This window comes from Paenibacillus sp. FSL K6-1230 (assembly GCF_038002385.1).
Classification (GTDB): domain Bacteria; phylum Bacillota; class Bacilli; order Paenibacillales; family Paenibacillaceae; genus Paenibacillus; species Paenibacillus massiliensis.
Map to the genome: position 1 here is coordinate 1808857 of NZ_JBBOCK010000001.1, position 20080 is coordinate 1828936.

The window sequence follows — 20080 nt, forward strand, 5'->3', positions numbered from 1 at the left end:
CGGTACAGCTGCGTAGTGTAACCCATGGGAGGAAAAATGGTGGTCAGCTATATCGGTAAACGAATAATGGCGATCGTTCCAATTGTTTTTATTGCTACACTTGTTACTTTCGCGCTTATTCACATTTCCCCGGTTGATCCGGCAGAAGCCTATTTAACAGCAGCTCATATCTATCCAACACCTGAGCTACTGGAGCAAAAAAGGCATGAATTCGGGCTCGATCAGCCCTTACTGACCCAGTACATGAATACGATTCAGAAAATGGTCAGACTGGATTTTGGTACATCCTATCTCACGAACCAGCCAGTATGGAAGGAAGTGAGCGCTAGGCTTCCAGCAACAGTAGAGCTGGCTTTATGGAGCATGCTGTTGTCTGCCCTGGTTAGCATTCCGCTGGGAATTCTAGCTGCTGTATACAAGAATAGCTGGATTGACATGGTGAGCAGGCTTATCTCTTATTTTGGAGCATCGATTCCACAGTTCTGGCTGGGCTATCTGCTAATCTTCTTCTTCTCGGTCAAGCTGGACCTGCTACCTGTTGAGGGTCGGGGAAGCTGGGAGAACCTGGTTCTTCCTACCGTCACTCTTTCACTGGTGCTAATCGCTGTGTATACGCGCCTGCTGCGTACCAGCGTGCTGGAGCAACTTCAGGAGACATATGTGCAGTACGCCAGAACACGTGGGTTACGCGAGCGGACGATTGTCCTGAAGCATGTACTGAGAATTGCTATATCGCCGCTTATTACCGGTATGGGTATGAATATGGGTAAGCTGCTCACAGGTACAATCATCGTGGAGCAGGTCTTCTCATGGCCGGGCTTCGGACGTTACTTTGTGGAAGCGATCTTCAATCGGGATATTCCGGTCATTCAATGCTATGTCTTCTTGGCGGCTTGCCTGTTCATCGTGTGTAATCTACTCGTTGATCTGGTTCAGCTCTATATGGACCCGCGGATTTCAGCGAAAGGACGGGCTGAGCAGTGATAAATATATGGCGTAAATGGTTCAAGGGTGAGAGAGCCATCCTAATCTGTACGGTGGTGGTGCTCTTCTTCTTCGCGGTTACCTTGCTGGCTCCGTGGATTGCTCCGCATGATCCGGTCAAGGTGAATCTGCTACAAAAGTTGCAAGCCCCATCGGCGGAGCACTGGCTGGGAACAGATCATCTAGGGCGTGATAACCTGTCCAGACTGATCTATGGAGCGAGGGTATCCATTGGATTTGCGACAGTGATATTCCTGTCTTCCTTAGTCATTGGTGTGGTAGTAGGCTCTGTTGCAGGCTACCTGGGAGGTTGGGTGGACAGCCTTCTTATGCGCCTTTGTGAAGGAATCATGGCCTTTCCGAATCTGGTGCTGGTATTAGGGATTGTAGGTATATTCGGACCAGGCCTGATGCAGGTGCTGCTGGCGCTCATGCTGGTGCAGTGGGTGTATTACGCACGGATATGTCGGAATATGGTAGTTAGCCTGAAGGAACGTAACTTTATTGCGGCTGCGCGAATTAGCGGCTCGTCTCCCTGGCGTATTATCCGCAAGCATATTATTCCGAACGTGCAGCGCCCTATTGTAGTGATGGGGACCCTTGAGATGGGCTGGGCGATCATGGATATTTCTGCATTGTCTTTCCTTGGCCTAGGCATCCAGCCGCCGAATGCGGAGTGGGGAGCGATGATCCATGAAGGGACGAGCTATATTCGCAGCCATCCCGAGTTGATGATCTATCCGGGCTTGCTGATCCTCGTGGTAGTCATTACATTCAACGTGCTGGGAGAAGCGCTATCCGAGCGATATGGTATTGCCAAACGGTAATGCCATCTCATCAGCAGAGATAGACGGAGTGGAAGGACGGTGAGACAAGCGTGATTAGTCCAAAGGAGATCGATAGGGTAATGGATCAAACGAGGCGCCCAGAGCAGGACAAGACGGCTACCGCTGCTTCCAATGTGCTTGAAGTACGTGACTTGGAGGTGCAACTCCACAATGTAGATAATCCTATGACCCTGCTGCAATCTATACAACTGGATATCGGAAAAGGTCGAGTGTTCGGCCTGGTGGGGGAAAGCGGCAGTGGCAAGTCGATTACCTGTAACGCTATTTTGCAGCTGCTCAATCCCCAGAGAATGAAGGTAACCGGGAGCATTCGGCTGAATGGGCGGGAGCTAAGCTCGTTACCAAGCGAAGAGATGCGGCGTATCCGGGGCAAGGAGATCGGATGCATTATCCAAAACCCGATGAATGCCTTTACACCTGTATACACCATCGGCTCTCAATTCATGGAGACGCTGCGCACACATGCTGGAATCTCCAAAGGACAAGCCAAGGAGCAGGCCATTGCAGCCCTTGCAGACATGAATCTGCCTGAGCCTGCCAAGCTGATGCGCATGTACCCGTTTCAACTAAGTGGGGGCATGCTGCAGCGTGTCATGATTGCGGTATCGATGTGTCTGCGGCCAGCTCTGGTCATTGCCGATGAACCGACCACGGCGCTGGATGTGGTGAATCAGCTTCGGGTGCTCCAGGCGCTGAATCGACTACGTACAGAGTATGGCACTTCGATTCTGCTGATCTCCCACGACTTGGGCGTCATTTCACAGATGGCGGATGAGGTAGCGGTCATGCAAAGGGGGCGCATTGTGGAGCAAGCTGGTGTTCATGAGTTATTTGACCAGCCACAGCATGAGTATACACGCATGTTGCTTCATGCTCGGCCTCAGATGGCTTTGGGAGCGGGGAGCACATGGAAGTGAGCTCTTAATCACTCCAAGCATAAGAGAGGATGATGAACCGTGCTTCAGGTACATGAACTAACCCATAGCTATGGCAGACGCAGCTGGTTGGACCGTGCTGGGCGACGGCCTCCAGTGCTATCGGATATATCGTTTACAATTGAAAAAGGCTGCTGCATGGGGTTACTGGGCACGAGCGGGGCAGGCAAGAGTACATTGGGCAAAATCATCCTCGGTCTGGAGAAGCCAAGCACGGGGCAGGTACTGTTCGAAGGCCAGGATATTTATCAGTCCAACAGGCAGGTATTGAGGGCCTTAAGACGTGATCTGCAGGTGGTATTCCAGGATTGCTATTCTGCCGTAAATCCGCTCATGACTGCCGCTCAGATTATTGGAGAGCCTCTGGACAACTATGAGCGCTTGTCACCACAGGAGCGAGATCGACGAATTGGTCAACTGCTGGAGCAGGTGGGACTTCGCATAGAGGATGGAAGCAAGCGACCGAATCAGTTCAGTGGTGGACAGCTGCAACGGGTTAACATTGCGAGGGCGATTGCCCTTAAGCCCAAGCTGATCGTGCTGGATGAATCGGTCAGCAGTCTGGACATGGTCCATCAGACACAAATATTATCATTATTGGCTGAGCTACGTGCGACTTATGGTCTGTCCTATCTGTTCATTACTCATGACATACGGGCTGCTATGGGAATCTGTGATCGGATTGCTGTACTGGATCAAGGGAGGCTCGTCTATCAAGGTGATGACAAGGATGCTATTCTACAGTCCAAGCACCCAGCGGTCCAACGGCTAGTGTCTTCGGTTCTACCGGAGCACCCATCCAAGCGTATTTCCTTTGCCTAATGGAGTGTTGAAGGCGCACATGCTTATATTTAAATCGGGTCATAAGATGAATTGGATTATAAAATGAGAAGACTGTTTCTGGCCGAGTGGCTTTGAGACAGTCTTCTATTGTTAAGGAGGGACTACTTATAAAAAAACAAGCTGACAGGGAAATGCAGGCGTCAGCTTGTGGTATTAGGACAAGCACCCAATTGAATTCGGGTGATCATTCTGATTCTGTTTAATCATCTCGACAGGCTCCATGCTTGTAGTGCTCAATACGCATATTTGACCTGGTCGAGGTACTAGGTTATTGCCGAATATAAGCGGCCAGTAAGCGAGTTGTATTGATTACAGCTTGCTTATGCGTGCGCTCCATGGAGTGAGAAGCATGTACGCCTGGTCCAATTAATGCTGCCCTAATATTGTGTCCAGCTTTGAGAGCTGCCGAGGCATCAGAGCTGTAACGTGGGTAAATATCAACAGCATATGGAATATCGAGCTGTTGCGCTAGGCTGATCAGTCGGCTTGTCATCTCATAATCATAAGGCCCCGAGGAGTCCTTGGCACAGATGGATACATCCGTCTCCTTGCAGCTAAGATCATCTCCAATAGCACCCATATCAACAGCGATCATCTCTGCGATGTCACCAGGGATGGATGCGGCTCCGTGACCTACTTCCTCATAGTTGGAGATGAGCAGTTTCACGGTATGACGGGGCTTCCATTGCTCTCGCTGAGCGGATTCCAGCAAGCCGAGCAGTGCGGCTACACTGGCTTTGTCATCCAGATGACGGGATTTGACATACCCAGACGGTGTGACAACTGGGCGAGCGTCGAAGGAAATGAAATCCCCAACACCGATCCCTAGTGCAAGTACATCCTCTTTGGTGTCCACCAACTCGTCGATACGAACCTCCATGTTGCTTTCCTTCCGCTCAAAGGTACGTGCTTCAGAGTAGACATGCACAGAAGGCTGGGTTGATAGAATTGTGCCTGTATATACCTGCCCGCTCCGTGTATGAATCTGGCAGTATTCATTCTCAATGCTGTTCATTGAGAAGCCACCCACAGAGGTAATGCGCAGCGTACCATAAGCCGATATGGAGCGTACCATAGCGCCAAGTGTGTCCACATGCGCACTGAGAGCGATAGTGCGACTGGAATCCTCTCCTGGAAGGGTGAGGATGGCACCGCCCTTGGCATTCCACTCCACAGGTACCCCGAGCTTATCAGCCTCCTCGGCAATCCATTTCATGGCCTGCATCGTATAGCCGCTGGGACTAGGGATGCTCAGCAGCTTTTGCAGTCGATCCACGATATATTCTTCATTTGGTTGGATATTCAACTTAATTTCCTCCTAGCTTGTTCGCACGCTCCGACTCTGTGGTCGAAGTTTCTGTCTCTAGTTGTTTGTTATTGGGTTCAGCGGGCAGTGGCTCGTAGCTTACCAGGCTCTCTGCGAATTCATCCCGTTGTGCTTTGAGGGCTTGAACTTCGTTTCTCAGTATCTTGATCTCCCGCTGCTGACGATATTGACGGAAGATCCCGAAGGAACCGACAATTAGTCCGCCTAGCAGGGTGCAGCCCAAAATGAGGAGGATCAGAGGAATGCTGACAACACTGAACAATAGATTAACCTGCACGGAATTCACGTTGATAACAGCAAAGACGGCTGTAATGAGTGCGATGAGCAGTGCTGCGATCAAGGACCATTGTAATTTCATGTATGCACCTCCAGATGTGTTTGCCCTCATGAAAATCCCTTGTCCCGGGAGGACAAGGGATGAATTGATGACACGTAGGTTATTGCTTAGGTGAGCTTTTCCATTTCTTCAATCAGGCTTTCGAATACACTCATGGCTTCCCGAATTGGTTTTGGCGAAGACATGTCTACGCCAGCCTTCTTGAGAATGTTAATGGAGAAGTCACTTCCGCCACTCTTCAGGAAGCCGAGATAACGATCCACAGCGGGTTGGCCTTCCTCCAAAATTTGCTTGGAGAAGCTGGTGGCTGCTGAGAAGCCTGTAGCGTACTTATACACATAGAAGCTGTTATAGAAATGGGGGATGCGTGCCCATTCCATGGCAATGTCCTTATCGACAGTCATGCCATCGCCGTGATATTTCATGTTCAGCTCATAATAGATGTCCGACAACGCCTGTGGTGTCAGGGATTCACCCTGCTCAGCACGCTCATGAATGATCTTCTCGAATTCGGCGAACATCGTCTGACGGAAGACCGTTGTACGGAACTGATCTGCATAGTAGGTTAGCAGGTACATCTTCTGCTTCGGATCTGTCGCGTGCTTCAGTAGGTAATCCATCAGTAACGCCTCGTTCGTAGTAGAAGCTACCTCCGCGAGGAAGATAGTGTATTGTGCATCCCGATAAGGAAGTGCCTCATCTGAGAAATAGGAATGCAGCGCATGGCCCATTTCATGAGCAAGGGTGAACATACTGTTCAGATTGTCCTTGTGGTTCAACAGCACATAAGGGTGTGTGCCATAGGCTCCCCAGCTGTATGCGCCGGTGCGTTTGTTCTCATTTTCGTAAACATCGATCCAGCGGTCACTGTAGCCCTTCTTCAGTACATCCAGATATTCCTTGCCTAGCGGCTTCAATCCCTCTACCGTCATAGCTTTGGCTTCATCGAATGTAATGTCCCATTTGTATTCCTTCACAAGAGGAGCGAACAGGTCATACATATGAAGCTCATCTACTCCGAGAAGCTTCTTGCGCAGCTTCATGTAACGATGTAGCAAGGGCAGACTTTCGTGGATCGTATCTACCAGATTGGTGTAGACTTCCTTCGGAATGTTGTCACCATAGAGCGACATCTCCAGCACGGAAGGGTACTTGCGTACACGGGAATAGAAGATGTTCTTGTTCACGTTGGCGCTTAGCGAAGCGGCGATGGTGTTCTTGTTCCGAGCGTACGTATCATATACCGCTTTAAAGGCCCGTTCACGAACCTCACGGTTCGGGTTCTCCAGATATTGAATATAGCTACCATGGGTCAATTCGACCTCGTTGCCATGCTCATCCTTGATGTTCGGAAACTTCAGATCGGCATTGTTCAGCATGCTGAAGATATTTTGCGGAGCCTGAGACAATGTACCGACCTGAGCGAGCAACGCTTCCTCACTTTTGCTCAGTATATGAGCCTTCTCGCGCTTCATTTCCTGAAGGGTGAACCGATATGGAGCCAGCGCAGGATCAGCAATGTACTGATCAAGCTTCTGCTCTGGCTGGGCCAGAATTTCTGGTGTAACAAAGGACAAAGCCTCACTAACCTCTACATTGAGCTTTTTGGCCTTTTGAGAGAGAGCCTGATATGTAGCTTCTGCAGTATCTTCATCATGATGAAGATGTGCATAGACGTAGACACGTTCTAGCTTGAAGGAGATGTCATCCTCCAGCTTGAAGCAATCCCGAATGACTTCAGCGTTGTCCAGTTTGCCCTGAAATTCCGAAGCTTTCTGCGCTAATTTCTTGATGTCCTGGAATTCCTGATCCCAGGCAGCTTGATCCGCGAAGAGGTCTTGCAGGTTCCAGGCATTCTCCGGTGATACCTCTGAACGCTTGATTGTTTTACTCATAGTGGACCTCCTTACCAAATTAAAAGATGATAGATCCGCCGCATTAACAGATACGGAGGATGTGAGCAGGCTTGCCGCCAGTAGTGCAATCAGAGCTTTGGGAGCATTCATTCAGGGACGGCCTCCTTGACCTAAGACTTAATCAGTCCTAGTATGGTCCGCCTCCTGAACAAATATATAAACTTTTCAGCCTAGGCTGTAACCCCCGTACATCAAACCGTATACAATAAGGAAAAAGGCAAAGGCAATCATGATGACAGAGGCAAGTGCCATCCATTTCTTCAGAGGAGCAGGAAGGCTGTCGCGCTTGAGAATCAACACAATCCCCAGAGTGAATGCCAGTATTATAAAAATAACCGGGCTGCTAGTATCCATGAAGCCTTATACCTGCTTGAAAGCGTTCATAATACGCTCCCATTCTTCCTCATTACCCTCATAAGTTTCCTTGTCAAATCGCTGCTTAGCCCACTGCATCATCGCAGGCCGACTCATGAAGGTGTGGGCTTCCTCGCCCCAATCGTCTGAGATTTCCCGGAGCACAATATAACGACCCTGTACTTCCACTGTCATCATATTCCACTTGTCTTTTTTGTATATTTCATGTTTTTTCATCATTGGCAATTTCTCCATATGCTGTTTTGGTTCATAATACCGCAGACTGTAACGAAAAACAAATGAATTGAACACTAAAAGACTAATTGCATTGTTGAAATTCATGGAGTATAATATGGATATTCGCCATAGATGGCGATATTTTTAGGAGGTTGTTCACTTGAAAGGTACAGTTAAATGGTTCAACGCAGAAAAAGGCTACGGCTTCATTTCCACTGAAGGTGGCGAAGACGTATTCGTACACTTCTCCGCAATCCAAGGAGATGGCTTCAAGACTTTGGAAGAAGGTCAAGAAGTTGAGTTCGAAATCACTGAAGGTAACCGTGGTCCTCAAGCAGCTAACGTAACCAAGTTGTAAGAATACTTCCGTGTATACGGATCTCTTATAAAAGGATTTGGCTGAATATGTGTATGAAAGCGCAGTTTCCCATTTGGGAGCTGTGCTTTTTTTGCGAAAAATACAACCTACCTGCAAAGGAGCTGGTCACCTTGTCCCTAGAAGCTAAAGGTAGCCCCGTACTAACAGAAGGGCCTATCGCCAAAACACTTTTCTTTTTTTCACTTCCCATGCTCCTCGGAAATGTGCTTCAATCTCTCAACGGCACAATTAATTCCATCTGGGTGGGTAAATTTCTCGGAGAAGCAGCTCTGACAGCCGCCTCAAACGGGAATCTGATTATGTTTTTCCTCCTCAGCTCTATTTTTGGTGTCACCATGGCTGCAACGATTCTGATTGGTCAAAGCGTTGGAGCCCAGGATGCTGCAGGAGCGAAGCGAATCGTAGGTACGAGCACCGTTTTCTTCTTCGGCTTGTCTTTCATTGTGGGGCTTGCTGGTCTTCTTCTCTCTCCCACTATACTGGTTGCTTTGAATACTCCTGCTGAATCGCTAGAAATGGCAATCATCTACACACGAATTGTATTTATCGGTATTCCATTCATGTTCGGCTATAACTACATCATGACTGTACTTCGCGGCTCGGGAGATTCCAAGACGCCATTTTATTTTTTACTGCTAAGCGTAGCGTTGGATATTGCCTTGAATCCGTTACTGATCTTTGGATTTGGTCCCATCCCAACCATGCACATTGCCGGTTCGGCACTTGCGATGGTCATTGCTCAATGTGTAAGTCTGGTATGTATTGTCATCTATTTGTATAAAAAGAAGTACTTCCTGCGTATTACGGGCTCCGAGCTCTATCTGCTGAAGCCAGACTTCAGCATTATTTGGGTGCTTATACGCAAAGGGGTTCCTATGGGGCTGCAGATGATCGTGGTGACTTCAAGCGCGATCGCTCTCATGAATCTGGTCAATGGTTTTGGTGTGGAGGCGGCAGCGGCCTATACTGCTGCTAATAACCTGTCTAGCTATGTGCAGATGCCAGCGCTGGCTCTAGGGGCGGCAGTATCCTCGTTTGCAGCCCAGAATATCGGTGCAGGCAAGTGGGATCGAGTACGCCGGATGGCGTGGATTGGTATTTTATTTAATCTGCTGATGACAGGTGGTCTGGTAGCGTTAATCTACATTTTCAACAGACAAGCACTGTTGATGTTTCTTCCATCCACCGGCGAGGCCGTAGACCTTGGCATACGAATTAATGCCATTACACTGTGGAGCTTTGTTCTGTTCGGTATGATGAATGTATATACTGGCGTTGTGCGGGCCACTGGAGCAGTCATGATTCCGTTATTGATTACAGCCGTCTCGTTATGGGGCATCCGTATACCGCTGGCTTATTGGTTCATTGACGATTATGGATTGGATGCCGTCTGGTGGAGCTTTCCGGTTGCTTTCATCATTTCACTAGCGGCTATTATCATCTATTATCGTTTTGGAAGCTGGAAGAACACGGGTGGAATGCTGCAGAAAACTGCTGAATAGAAATGAAAGCAGGACAAAAGTCTTGAAAAAAGTGAGATAGTTTATTTGTGCAAATAGGTCGCTCATATTATAATAAGAATGGTTTGGATAGGTATAATTTACGTAGACAACAATGTGGAGGCCGTGATTTGAGTGATATTGAGCTAAGACAAATTCAAGCACCACGCGGGCCGCTTGGTCTCATGAACCGGATGTACAGATATATTCTGCCGGAGACGAAGCGCGCGCTGGAGCATTGGCGTCAGTCAGCTAGCCAAATACCGGATCTTGAATTGAGAAGACAGGCGCTGGACAGTATTTCCGGTAAAGCGTTCCATTGCTATGGAGGGGCTGCTTATGCGGCAGCAAATCTGTCTGAGCACAGGACGCTGATATCCTTAATTGTAGCGTATCAGACGATTAGTGATTATCTGGATAACTTGTGTGACCGAAGCACTTCTATGGACCCGGCAGATTTCAGGCTGCTTCATCAATCCATGCTGGATGCTGTAGATCCTGCAGCTACTCCTGTGAATTATTATGCCCTGCGTGAAGAGCAGGAAGACGGTGGATATTTGCGCAGTCTGGTACAGACTTGCCAAGCCTGCATCCGGACGTTGCCCGCATATGATGCTGCGAAGCCGTATGTTCAGGATTTGGCCAAGCTATACACGGATTTGCAGGTATACAAGCACATTCGCCCTGAACTCAGGGAGGAGGCACTCCTAACATGGTGGGAGGAGCATAAGCATCGTACACCAGAGCTGGCTTGGAATGAATTTGCAGCTGCCACAGGGTCTACCTTGGGAGTATTTATGCTATTCCTGGCTGCAAGCGATATGAGCTTGACTGGGCGGGTCGCTGCCTCAATACATGATTCATACTTTCCCCACGTCTGCGGTCTGCATATATTGCTGGATTATCTAATTGATCAGAATGAAGACCGGATTGGCGGAGATCTGAACTTCTGCAACTATTATGAAGATACAGAAACGATGCTTGACCGGATTACATATATTGTGAATCGCGCGCGGGCGGATGTAGCAACCGTCCCTGCAAGCTCCTTTCACCGGATGATCATCGAGGGATTGCTGGCATTATATTTATCTGACCCGAAAGTGAGCGAACAGCAGGATGTACGCCTTGCGTCACAGAGGCTGATGAAAAAAAGCCCGCTGATGCGCATCTTTTTTCTGGTGAATAGTCGTTGGATAAGAAAAAGGCATTTATGAGGAGTCAATTTCATAATACCTTGAGCTGCTTTAATCAGGACAATATATAGATCAAAATGATTTTATTTGGCTATATATTGTTTCGAGAATCCATTTTTAGTAAGTTATGAAATTGACTTATGAGAATTATTAGGAGGAAATAATCATGACAGCAGTTAAGAAAATCGCAGTATTGACAAGTGGTGGAGACTCACAGGGGATGAACGCAGCTGTTCGTGCAGTCGTTCGCAGCGGTTTGTATTTCGGCCTTGAGGTGTACGGAATTCAGAGAGGCTACCACGGCCTGTTAAACAATGATATTTTTCCTATGGATTTGCGTAGTGTAGGGGACATTATCCAGCGCGGCGGAACTATCCTGCAATCAGCAAGATGCTTGGAGTTCAGAACACTTGAGGGCCAGCAAAAGGGTGCTCAGATCCTGCGTGATCACGGTATCGACGGATTGGTAGTCATCGGTGGTGACGGATCTTATCAAGGAGCGAACAAGCTCAGCCAACAAGGCATCAATACGATGGGGCTTCCGGGCACAATTGATAACGATATTTCCTTCACAGATTACACGATTGGCTTTGATACAGCGGTAAGCATCGTTGTGGATGCCGTGAACAAACTCCGTGACACGATGTCCTCCCACGAGCGTTCCTCCATTGTAGAGGTTATGGGTCGTCATTGCGGGGATATTGCCCTTCATGCAGGTCTTGCTTCCGGTGCGGAGACCATTCTCGTTCCTGAGGTGGAATTCGACATGAATGATGTAGCCGAGCGTATGAGACAGAACTTTGCACACGGCAAGCGTCACAGTATTATCGTCGTAGCTGAAGGCGTAGGCAAGGGTGAAGATGTAGCTGCCGAGATTATGAAACGCTGTCCATCCTACGAGCCACGTGTTACGGTACTGGGTCACATTCAACGTGGCGGTACGCCAACTGCCTTTGACCGCAACCTTGCTAGCCGCCTTGGAGATTTCGCGGTGCGCCAGTTGATCGAAGGACAATCGGACAAGGCTTGTGGAATTATCAAGGGCGAACTGGTTGCGACAGATATTGATAAGGTTGTTAATACGAAGAAGGAATTCAACATGGACATGTACGAGCTGGCATTGCGTCTGTCCCAGTAATTTCAGAAAAAATGCTTGGCTTGTTCAGTAAGATACCCTAGGAGCACCTTCGATACTTTGCCCGTAATAAACGCTCTATAAATGAAAAGCTCCCCTTGCAGTCAACAGATCAACTTAGGATCTGCTGCTGCGAGGGGAGCTTTTTTGTTGACGACTGATATTGAACCTGCCTGATATTCAATCCGTCTGATTGGCTACCATGTCCATACGTTCAAATCTGCGCTGAACGAGCATAAGACGAAGGAGCAAAGTGACTGCACCAACAGCAAGCCCGGTAATCAAGCCCAGCCAGTAACCGAATGCACCAAGGCTGGTGAAGGTGGCGAATAGATATCCAGATGGAAGACCAATGACCCAGAAGGAAAGGAAGGTAAGGAAGAAAGCTGGCTTCACATCCTTAAATCCACGCAAAGCTCCCTGAGTTGGGGTAGCGATGGCATCCGAGAGCTGGAAGAAGATTGCGTATACCAGGAAATGCTGTATTAGTGCGATAACCTCCGCATCTCTGGAATACAGTCCGGCAACCTGTTCACTCCACAAGAGAAGGATTACAGCTGAAGCAATTGAGAAGGCGGTAGCTGAGCCAATACCAATCCTTCCATAGCTCTTCGCATCCTGAATTCGTCCAGCCCCGGCCTCGAAGCCGACAAGGATAGTCAATGCCATACATATGCTCAGTGGAACCATGTACAAGGTGGAAGCGAAGTTCAGTGCTGCCTGATGGGCTGCAATGGTAATCGTGCTAAAGTTACTCATTAAGAGCGTAACAGCCGCGAATACGGCGGTCTCAAAGAATATGGCAAAGCCCATAGGCATTCCGATGGACAGGAGCTCCTTCCATGCAGAGAACGAGAAGCCCTGCCAGCTCCGAAAAATACCGTATTCCGCGAAGCTACGATGACGATGTACAAGAATGAAGGACAGCAGGAAGCAGATCCAATAGGTGAAGGCTGTTGCTACTCCCGCGCCGATCCCGCCTAGCTCCGGGAACCCGAGCTTACCGTAGATCAGAAGGTAGTTCAGTACAATGTTGATCGGAAGGGAAGCTAGCGTGATCATCATCGTTATGCGTGTCTGTCCCAGAGCATCCATGAAGCTGCGTAGAACCGTATACCCGAAGAAAGGCACGATCCCGAAGGCGAGCGTGACTAAGTAATAGATAGCTACATAAGCAACGCGTTCCTCCAGGTTCATGGCTTGAATGATGGGCTCGAGTCCAAGGAGACCCAGCAGTAATACAGCGATGGCGATTATGATGGAAAGCCACAATGCCTGAATGACATAGAAGGACACTCGATCCTTTCGCTGCTTGCCGATTAACTGGGCGACGACCGGAGTTACAGCAAGAAGAATTCCACTTAGTCCAGTCTGAACAGGATTCCAGAGACTGACACCAACAGCGACACCTGCCAGATCAGCAGGAGAGAAGCGTCCAGACATATTGGTGTCAAAGAAGGTCATGAGCGAGAGTGAGATTTGGGTGACTAAAATAGGGGTTAAAATGTAAAGGAACTGCTTCCATTTTTGCATTGTAGTGTATGTACGTTCCATGTGCGAACCTCTTTTTCAATAATTTACTTTATGTAGTGTTTGTGATTGCTTGGATTTGAATGTAGTGTCAGCATAAGCCCGACAAAAAAGCCCCGCAAGGGAGCTTTCTTGTGTAGAGCATGTATGAAATCAAAATATTGCGGGATAATTGCAGATCAATAATTGACGCCTTCTGTATAACGATTGGATGCGTTCCACAATAAATATTCATCAACATTCATGTCTTTCATAGCACGAATCTGTTCTTCGACTTCCTGTTTCCCGTACTTGGTATAGTGTCCTGATCCAAGCCAGCTAGCTGTAAAATCTTGAATCCAGGGACGTATGATCGGCTTTAGATCACCAGTAGGATCAAGCTTCTTGTGCGTGTCCTCCATGGAACCCTTAATTACTTGATATGGCTTCTTGTCTGGGTCCTTAGCTCCGTACCAGCCTGTGGAGTAATGGCTTGGATATACCATAGGGGAGATGACATCAACATTCTCGGATATTTTGGTGAAATCCTGTCCTATGCCCTCAGCCGCGGGAACTGCTGCTGCATATCCAAAGATATCTACGGAGACTCTGACACCCATGGGTGCAAGTTGCTGCCGGGCATACTGCACGAATTCAGCTACAGCATCTACACGGGACTGATCCTCGACCTTGGTATACTTGAGCTTGTCTGCCCGCTTCTCGAAGCCTTCAGGGAAGCGTACGTAGTCAAACTGAATTTCTTTGAAACCAAGCTTGGCAGCTTCCTTGGCGATCTCGATATTGTAATCCCAAACTTCCTTATTATAAGGATTCACGAAGCTGTCCCCACCGCCGTTCTTCCAAATGGATCCGTCCGGGTTAAGGAAGGACAGCTCGGGATTCTTCTTGGCGAGGATCGTATCCTTGAACACCACGACCCGGGCAATCGGGTAGACATCATGCTTCTTCAAGCGTTCCATCAGCTTGGGCATATCCTTAATGAAGGGCTGGGGTTTACCCATGGTTGTCAGCTTGGGATTGGTAGTCGGATAAGTTATGTAGCCAGCGTCATCCTTAATATCAATAACCATGGCATTCAGTTCTGTAGAATCCAGCAGGTTCAGGAGCTTTGCCATACGTTCGCCTCCGGCGCTGTATGCTGTTACGTAGATGCCCTTAATCGGCGGGGTTCCTGGCTGCGGATCTACTTTGGTTGGTGGATTGGAAGCATCCACAGGAGCATCCATGCCTTGACTTTGAATGACAGCCCTGTTCATCGTAGTCTGTAAGGTGGATTTCAATGAAGTATCCGTGCTTCCACTGCTGTCCGTACTGCCCATGCTCATTGCAAGGGCTAAAATGGCCAAAAAGATATTCATATACTTGTCTCTCCCTTTGTGCGGTCTGTGACCTGAGGCCTGATCTCTGAACTGTATTATACTAAAGCCGCCCGGTTCAAAATCAACATGTTTGTAACCACTGCAGCTAACCAGTCCAGTGCGAGAATCACATCAACAGATCGTAAAAGGTCTATTAACCGAGCAGCGGAAGCTGCAAACATGATGGACATAAATAATGCCGCTACCGTCCAAGAGCTGATCCTGGCTGGTAGCGGCATATTGGGCATCAGAGGCCATTAATGCAGAAAGCTGGGGTTCTGATGCTCACAAATACTGTACTGAATAATTTCAAGCGCATCTTCGGCTTCCAGAATTCCAATACCGTCTCTTAGCACAATTCTGGAGTTGAGCTCATTCTGTTTCAAAAACGGCAGCATTTCAGGAAACCATTTCAACACGATGTCGGACAGTTTTACCGTTTCCATTTCCACAAAAATCACCCTTTCCTGTTCTGGCTCGGAATCATTCATATGAATCATTCAGGCGAATCGGAAAAGCCAAGACACTGTGAAAAAGCAGGTAAAGCTGGTCTTCGGGAGGAGCGCGCACCCTTAGTGTACCACAAAATAAATTACCCGTGCAGCGGACATATGAATTATCTTCTGTTAAATGCGCCCATTACCCCAACGGTCTCCACAATATTGACGAAAGCGGCTGGATCACTTTCCTTAATAATGCGCTTCAGTTCTGCCAATTCATAGCGGGTTGTTACCGTCATCAGCATATCTTTTTCCTTATGGGAGAAGGCACCTTCAATCTTGATCTTGCTAACCCCTCGTGGAAGCAGCAGTAAGCGTGCGAGGACTTCCTCTGTACGCTCTGTAATGATGAACAGCGTAATCTTGGTATGGCTCACGTGGATAACATCCACGACCTTTCCCGTGACGTAGATGGAAATCATCGACATTAGGGCTATGTTCCAATCTGCATTGAGATAACCTGCTGCGAGAATGACGAGACCATTCATTGCAACGAGGACAGTTCCCACTGGGAAATCACGATAACGTGTCACAATGGAGCCGAGAATATCGAACCCGCCAGAGGAGCCACCCGCTCTGAAGGAGATCCCTACACCAATACCTACGAGCACGCCACCGACAACTGAGGCCAGGAGTGTTTCGGTTACCAGTGATTTTTGTGGAATAAGCGTAAGCAGCCAGGTTGTAGCCACAACGGACAGCATGCTTTGTCCAATGAATCGCTTGCCGAGCACGAACCACCCGGCTATGAGAATTGGAATGTTCAGGACAAAGTACATGATACTGATATCGAATTTGGAGAAATATCCAATCAGCATGGATACGCCGGATACGCCGCCACTTAATAATTGATGGGGGATTAAAAATAAATTAAAGCCACTTGCAATGGCAGCAGCTCCTAAAATAACAGTTAAACTATTCCAAAACATCCTTACCAACTGATTTTCACCTCATTATGAAATTTGCGAAAGCTTGCTTGCTGGTGTTTTTCATTTGTTGTGTGCTATAATACTGCGTGGATATTCTTGAGTAGAAGCGGGTTTAACTTTAACATCTCAAATTTAAAATGGTTACTTGAGCTTTTCAAGCGTAGTTTTTGATTCATCCGATCAAGTCATCCCATCCCTGGCTAGCAACTGTTGGTAACCATCCGGAGGATGAACATCTTGATATCTGACGCTGATTGTGGGGAAACTATACAATATTACGCTACTTAAGAATACAGACAAGACCGTGGATTGTCCACCATATCCGCGATAAACGAAGGAGTTTGAATACATTTGACAACATTTGCAGAGTTTAATCTAGAACCGAAGGTAATCCAGGCGATTACTGAGCTGGGATTTGAAGAGGCTACCCCGATTCAGTCCAAATCTATTCCAATCGCATTGTCTGGAAGCGACATGATTGGCCAAGCACAGACAGGTACAGGAAAGACTGCTGCCTTCGGCATTCCGCTGATCAGCAAAATTTCCAAGACGGACGAGAAGATCCGTGCTCTGATCATGGCTCCGACACGCGAGCTTGCTATTCAGGTAGCAGAAGAAATTGAGAAATTGTCCCGCTTCAAGGGATTGCGCACATTGCCGATCTACGGTGGACAGGACATTGTTCGCCAAATCCGCGCTTTGAAAAGAAAGCCTCAGATCATTATCGGTACCCCAGGCCGTCTTCTCGATCACATTAACCGCAAGACTATCAAGCTGGATGACGTGAACACCGTTGTATTGGATGAAGCGGATGAAATGCTGGACATGGGCTTCATGGAAGACATCCAATCCATTCTTAAGCAAGTACCAGAAGACCGTCAGACGATGCTTTTCTCGGCTACCATGCCTCCTAACATTCAAAAGCTGGCACAGCAGTTCCTTAAAAATCCAGAGCATGTCTCTGTAATTCCTAAGCAAGTAAGTGCTCCATTGATTGATCAAGCTTACATCGAAGTTCCTGAGCGTCAAAAATTCGAAGCGCTGAGCCGACTGCTGGACATGGAATCACCTGAACTGGCTATCGTATTCGGACGTACGAAGCGTCGTGTTGACGAATTGGCTGAAGCTCTCCAAAAGCGTGGATATTCTGCGGACGGACTTCATGGTGATCTTTCCCAAAATCAACGTGATACCGTAATGCGTAAATTCCGTGACGGTAGCATTGATGTACTGGTAGCTACAGACGTAGCGGCACGTGGTCTCGACGTATCCGGCGTGACACACGTTGTGAACTTTGACCTGCCACAAGATCCTGAGAGCTATGTGCACCGTATTGGTCGTACAGGCCGTGCTGGTAAAGAAGGAGCAGCTTGGTCCTTCGTAACACCACGTGAGATTGACCATCTGCACTTCATTGAGCGTGTAACAAGACATCGTATTCCGCGTAAGCCACTGCCTACTTTGGCTGAAGCTATCGAGGGCAAACAGCGCATCACAGCAGAGCGACTGCTGGAAGTAGTAGAAGCAGGCGAACTGAATGAATACAAAGGTCTGGCGATCCAAATGCTGGAGCAATATGATTCTGTACAATTGCTCTCCGCAGCGATCAAGTTGCTTACAGGCGAGAAGAGAGATGCAAATATTGAGCTGACTCCAGAAGATCCAATTCGTGCGAAGCGTCGCAAGTTCGATGTTCGTTCTGGCGGTCGCAAGCCGTCCAACTTCGGTAGCGGACGTGGCGGATATAACAGCCGTGATGGACGTAGTGGTGGTAGCGGCGGCAACGGTGGTAACCGTGGTGGCTACAATCGCGATAATCGTAACAGCAGTGGCGGTAGTGGCGGAAGCTACAACCGTGATAACCGCGGGGACCGCAGACCGCGTCCGAGCAGCAGCTCTGACACGCGCCGTGCCCCAAGACGTGAAGATTCTTCTTTTGAATAATAGCCACCTGCATATGTAGGGATTCAACAGCCGAAGTGAGCCAATCACTTCGGCTGTTGTTATCCTGTCAGTGAATTTTCTTTCGTGCCTCGATTGTGAAGATTATAACGATGAACTGGCGTAAAAGGGTCATAGTAGGTTATGATGAGGGAGAAGGTTTAGGCTTGAAGCGGATATAAAATAAACGCAAGAGCATCACGAGACAAGGGGGAGACAATTTGGAATTCAGAGGAGCCATGGGTGGTATTTACCGCCTGACAGAGTGGATAACGCGTTTTGCTGCTACAAATTTATTGTGGGCGCTTTGTTCGTCGCCTTTTATTTTCTTCGTTATACTAAAGCTGATTGCGATGAGCAATCAATGGGCGGACAACTCCCTCGTCATGAATTATGCCATGGCAATTGTGGCACCGCTTACTTTATTCCCAGCCACTGCAGCAATGTTCACGGTAGTGAGAAAATGGGTTATGGGAGACAGCGATGTTCCCGTCTTCAAGACATTTTTTAGAGGCTACAAAGATAATTATAAGCAGAGTCTGGTTGGTGGTCTCTTCTATACGATGCTGATCGTCATCATGTATGTGGACTACACTATATATATGACTCAGCTCAAGAATCTGCAGCTGCTGGGCATTATCATGCTGATTCTGCTCATTATTCTCTTTGTATCCTTGTTCAACTTCTTCTCGATGGTTGCCCACTATCACATGACGATTGGACAGATTCTGAAGAATTGCATTTTGCTGACGTTAATTAGACCATTTCGTGTGTTCTCTACACTGATTGGCTGTGCAGTCCTTATTTATATCGGTATTCATTACCCAGTACTCTATGTATTCTTCATTCCGTGTCTTATGGCCTGGTTAGCCTTCTTCAACTTCTATGGCACCTTCATGAAGATGCAGAGTCAAGCGGAGAAGCTGCAGCAGGATAAGGAAGGACAAGAGAAGATCGAGTCGGAACCCGAGGAAAAGTAATGAATTGTTTATAATTAAGTGACACTTAGTTAATACTTTATGCTGGATCACAATATAACTATTAAGCAGGCTCCCTTCGTGGAGTCTTTTTAAATTTCTGTGGATTGGTACGATTCTAGGTGCAATGGAGTTCATTTCTCTGGTCATGTGTGGGCTGCTGTTGCGCTTGCTTTTTTGACCACTTAGGGTAAGCTTGATAGAATAGATTAAGGTATTCCTGACAGATGTTATTACTTCACTATAGATTGGGTGAGCTTGAAATGGAAAACAGCAACAAGCTACTGGATGTTTGGTCATCCTTGTCCTATATCCACTCCAATATTAATGATAAATTGGAACATGCCCTTCAGCATCATTATGGGTTATCGCTTAAGGAATTCTATGTTCTTTATTTCATTTCTGGCTCTGAAGATAAAAAAATGAGATTGCAGCACGTTCAGGAGATGGTGGATCTGAGCCAAAGTGCTGTGTCGAGGCTCGTAGCGAGAATGGAAGCTGACAATTGCAGGGCTTTGCAGCGATCTGTTTGTGAGGATGACCGGAGGGGGATCTATACTCAGATCACCGAGATTGGGGAGAAGAAGCTGGAGGGAGCAACAAAGGTATTTCACGAGGTGTTGTCAGCTGAACTAGGCAAGAACAACGTGAAGTCCGAGTTGCAATCACTTATGCAAAGACTGTAATCGGTGAGATACAGCTTGGAGGCAAGGTAGGGCGCTTCATCTGTTGGCAGAAAGGCCTGTCTTTGCCGTTCTTGGATGGGACACAACATTACCTACATTTCTTGTATACGTAACCAAGGTAGATTGCATCCTATGAGTATTGACAAATGTACTCAAAGTGCTAATATTATAT

The 20080-nt window shown here is 47.8% G+C and carries 20 protein-coding genes; 11 read left to right on the forward strand and 9 right to left on the reverse strand.

Annotation, left to right across the window (positions count from 1 at the left end; all coding sequences use genetic code 11):
- The first annotated feature begins 39 nt into the window (after positions 1 to 39).
- The 4 genes from nikB to nikE all read left to right on the forward strand — a co-directional run bounded on the left by nikB (position 40) and on the right by nikE (position 3589).
- Complete coding sequence (gene nikB, locus MKX74_RS07945) at positions 40 to 984, forward strand: nickel ABC transporter permease subunit NikB (RefSeq protein ID WP_025681448.1); 945 nt, start codon at positions 40 to 42, stop codon at positions 982 to 984.
- Positions 981 to 1811, forward strand: a complete 831-nt coding sequence (gene nikC / locus MKX74_RS07950) for a nickel ABC transporter permease subunit NikC (protein ID WP_018885931.1) — start codon at positions 981 to 983, stop codon at positions 1809 to 1811. The genes nikB and nikC overlap by 4 nt, the downstream gene beginning before the upstream one ends.
- 80 nt (positions 1812 to 1891) lie before the next feature.
- Positions 1892 to 2749, forward strand: coding sequence for a nickel import ATP-binding protein NikD (gene nikD, locus MKX74_RS07955; protein WP_018885930.1), 858 nt, complete (start codon positions 1892 to 1894; stop codon positions 2747 to 2749).
- A gap of 39 nt (positions 2750 to 2788) precedes the next feature.
- A complete protein-coding gene (gene nikE, locus MKX74_RS07960) occupies positions 2789 to 3589 on the forward strand; it encodes a nickel import ATP-binding protein NikE (RefSeq protein ID WP_341178011.1) in 801 nt (266 codons plus the stop codon).
- Positions 3590 to 3878: 289 nt separating this feature from the next.
- On the opposite strand, the gene MKX74_RS07965 is transcribed toward nikE, so the two are convergent.
- From MKX74_RS07965 to MKX74_RS07985, 5 genes are all read right to left on the reverse strand, one after another.
- On the reverse strand, positions 3879 to 4916 hold the full coding sequence (locus tag MKX74_RS07965; RefSeq protein WP_025681445.1) for a M42 family metallopeptidase: 1038 nt from the start codon (positions 4914 to 4916) through the stop codon (positions 3879 to 3881).
- A gap of 1 nt (position 4917) precedes the next feature.
- Positions 4918 to 5295, reverse strand: a complete 378-nt coding sequence (locus MKX74_RS07970) for a LapA family protein (protein WP_341178012.1) — start codon at positions 5293 to 5295, stop codon at positions 4918 to 4920.
- Between the two features lie 86 nt (positions 5296 to 5381).
- Complete coding sequence (pepF, locus tag MKX74_RS07975) at positions 5382 to 7169, reverse strand: oligoendopeptidase F (protein ID WP_341180534.1); 1788 nt, start codon at positions 7167 to 7169, stop codon at positions 5382 to 5384.
- Positions 7170 to 7355: 186 nt separating this feature from the next.
- On the reverse strand, positions 7356 to 7544 hold the full coding sequence (locus MKX74_RS07980; RefSeq protein ID WP_341178013.1) for a hypothetical protein: 189 nt from the start codon (positions 7542 to 7544) through the stop codon (positions 7356 to 7358).
- 6 nt (positions 7545 to 7550) lie between these two features.
- Positions 7551 to 7784 (reverse strand): hypothetical protein, encoded by a 234-nt coding sequence (locus MKX74_RS07985; protein ID WP_018885924.1) that lies wholly within the window; start codon positions 7782 to 7784, stop codon positions 7551 to 7553.
- A 157-nt stretch (positions 7785 to 7941) separates the two neighbouring features.
- On the opposite strand from MKX74_RS07985, the gene MKX74_RS07990 reads away from it, so the two are divergent.
- The 4 genes from MKX74_RS07990 (at position 7942) to pfkA (ending at position 11990) form a co-directional block, all read left to right on the forward strand.
- Positions 7942 to 8139, forward strand: a complete 198-nt coding sequence (locus MKX74_RS07990) for a cold shock domain-containing protein (protein ID WP_018885923.1) — start codon at positions 7942 to 7944, stop codon at positions 8137 to 8139.
- Between the two features lie 131 nt (positions 8140 to 8270).
- Positions 8271 to 9662, forward strand: coding sequence for an MATE family efflux transporter (locus tag MKX74_RS07995; protein WP_341178014.1), 1392 nt, complete (start codon positions 8271 to 8273; stop codon positions 9660 to 9662).
- Between the two features lie 182 nt (positions 9663 to 9844).
- Complete coding sequence (locus tag MKX74_RS08000) at positions 9845 to 10873, forward strand: tetraprenyl-beta-curcumene synthase family protein (RefSeq protein WP_445667308.1); 1029 nt, start codon at positions 9845 to 9847, stop codon at positions 10871 to 10873.
- A gap of 145 nt (positions 10874 to 11018) precedes the next feature.
- A complete protein-coding gene (gene pfkA / locus MKX74_RS08005; RefSeq protein WP_018885920.1) occupies positions 11019 to 11990 on the forward strand; it encodes a 6-phosphofructokinase in 972 nt (323 codons plus the stop codon).
- Positions 11991 to 12167: 177 nt separating this feature from the next.
- Here pfkA and MKX74_RS08010 read toward each other — a convergent pair whose 3' ends face one another.
- The 4 genes from MKX74_RS08010 to MKX74_RS08025 form a co-directional block, all read right to left on the reverse strand.
- Positions 12168 to 13541: an MATE family efflux transporter gene (locus MKX74_RS08010; protein WP_341178016.1), complete on the reverse strand. Its 1374-nt coding sequence runs from the start codon at positions 13539 to 13541 to the stop codon at positions 12168 to 12170.
- 155 nt (positions 13542 to 13696) lie between these two features.
- Entirely contained in the window at positions 13697 to 14836 is a 1140-nt protein-coding gene (locus tag MKX74_RS08015; protein ID WP_445667309.1) for a putative glycoside hydrolase, read from the reverse strand.
- Between the two features lie 296 nt (positions 14837 to 15132).
- The gene (locus MKX74_RS08020) at positions 15133 to 15366 is read right to left on the reverse strand and encodes a hypothetical protein (RefSeq protein ID WP_018885917.1); all 234 of its coding nucleotides are present in this window, start codon (positions 15364 to 15366) and stop codon (positions 15133 to 15135) included.
- A gap of 125 nt (positions 15367 to 15491) precedes the next feature.
- Complete coding sequence (locus MKX74_RS08025) at positions 15492 to 16304, reverse strand: YitT family protein (RefSeq protein WP_133568316.1); 813 nt, start codon at positions 16302 to 16304, stop codon at positions 15492 to 15494.
- A 351-nt stretch (positions 16305 to 16655) separates the two neighbouring features.
- Here MKX74_RS08025 and MKX74_RS08030 point away from each other — a divergent pair, with 351 nt between their 5' ends.
- The 3 genes from MKX74_RS08030 to MKX74_RS08040 all read left to right on the forward strand — a co-directional run bounded on the left by MKX74_RS08030 (position 16656) and on the right by MKX74_RS08040 (position 19908).
- Positions 16656 to 18248, forward strand: coding sequence for a DEAD/DEAH box helicase (locus tag MKX74_RS08030; protein WP_018885915.1), 1593 nt, complete (start codon positions 16656 to 16658; stop codon positions 18246 to 18248).
- A gap of 218 nt (positions 18249 to 18466) precedes the next feature.
- A complete protein-coding gene (locus MKX74_RS08035; protein ID WP_018885914.1) occupies positions 18467 to 19225 on the forward strand; it encodes a YesL family protein in 759 nt (252 codons plus the stop codon).
- A 260-nt stretch (positions 19226 to 19485) separates the two neighbouring features.
- Entirely contained in the window at positions 19486 to 19908 is a 423-nt protein-coding gene (locus MKX74_RS08040; RefSeq protein ID WP_341178017.1) for a MarR family winged helix-turn-helix transcriptional regulator, read from the forward strand.
- The last annotated feature ends 172 nt before the right edge of the window (positions 19909 to 20080 follow it).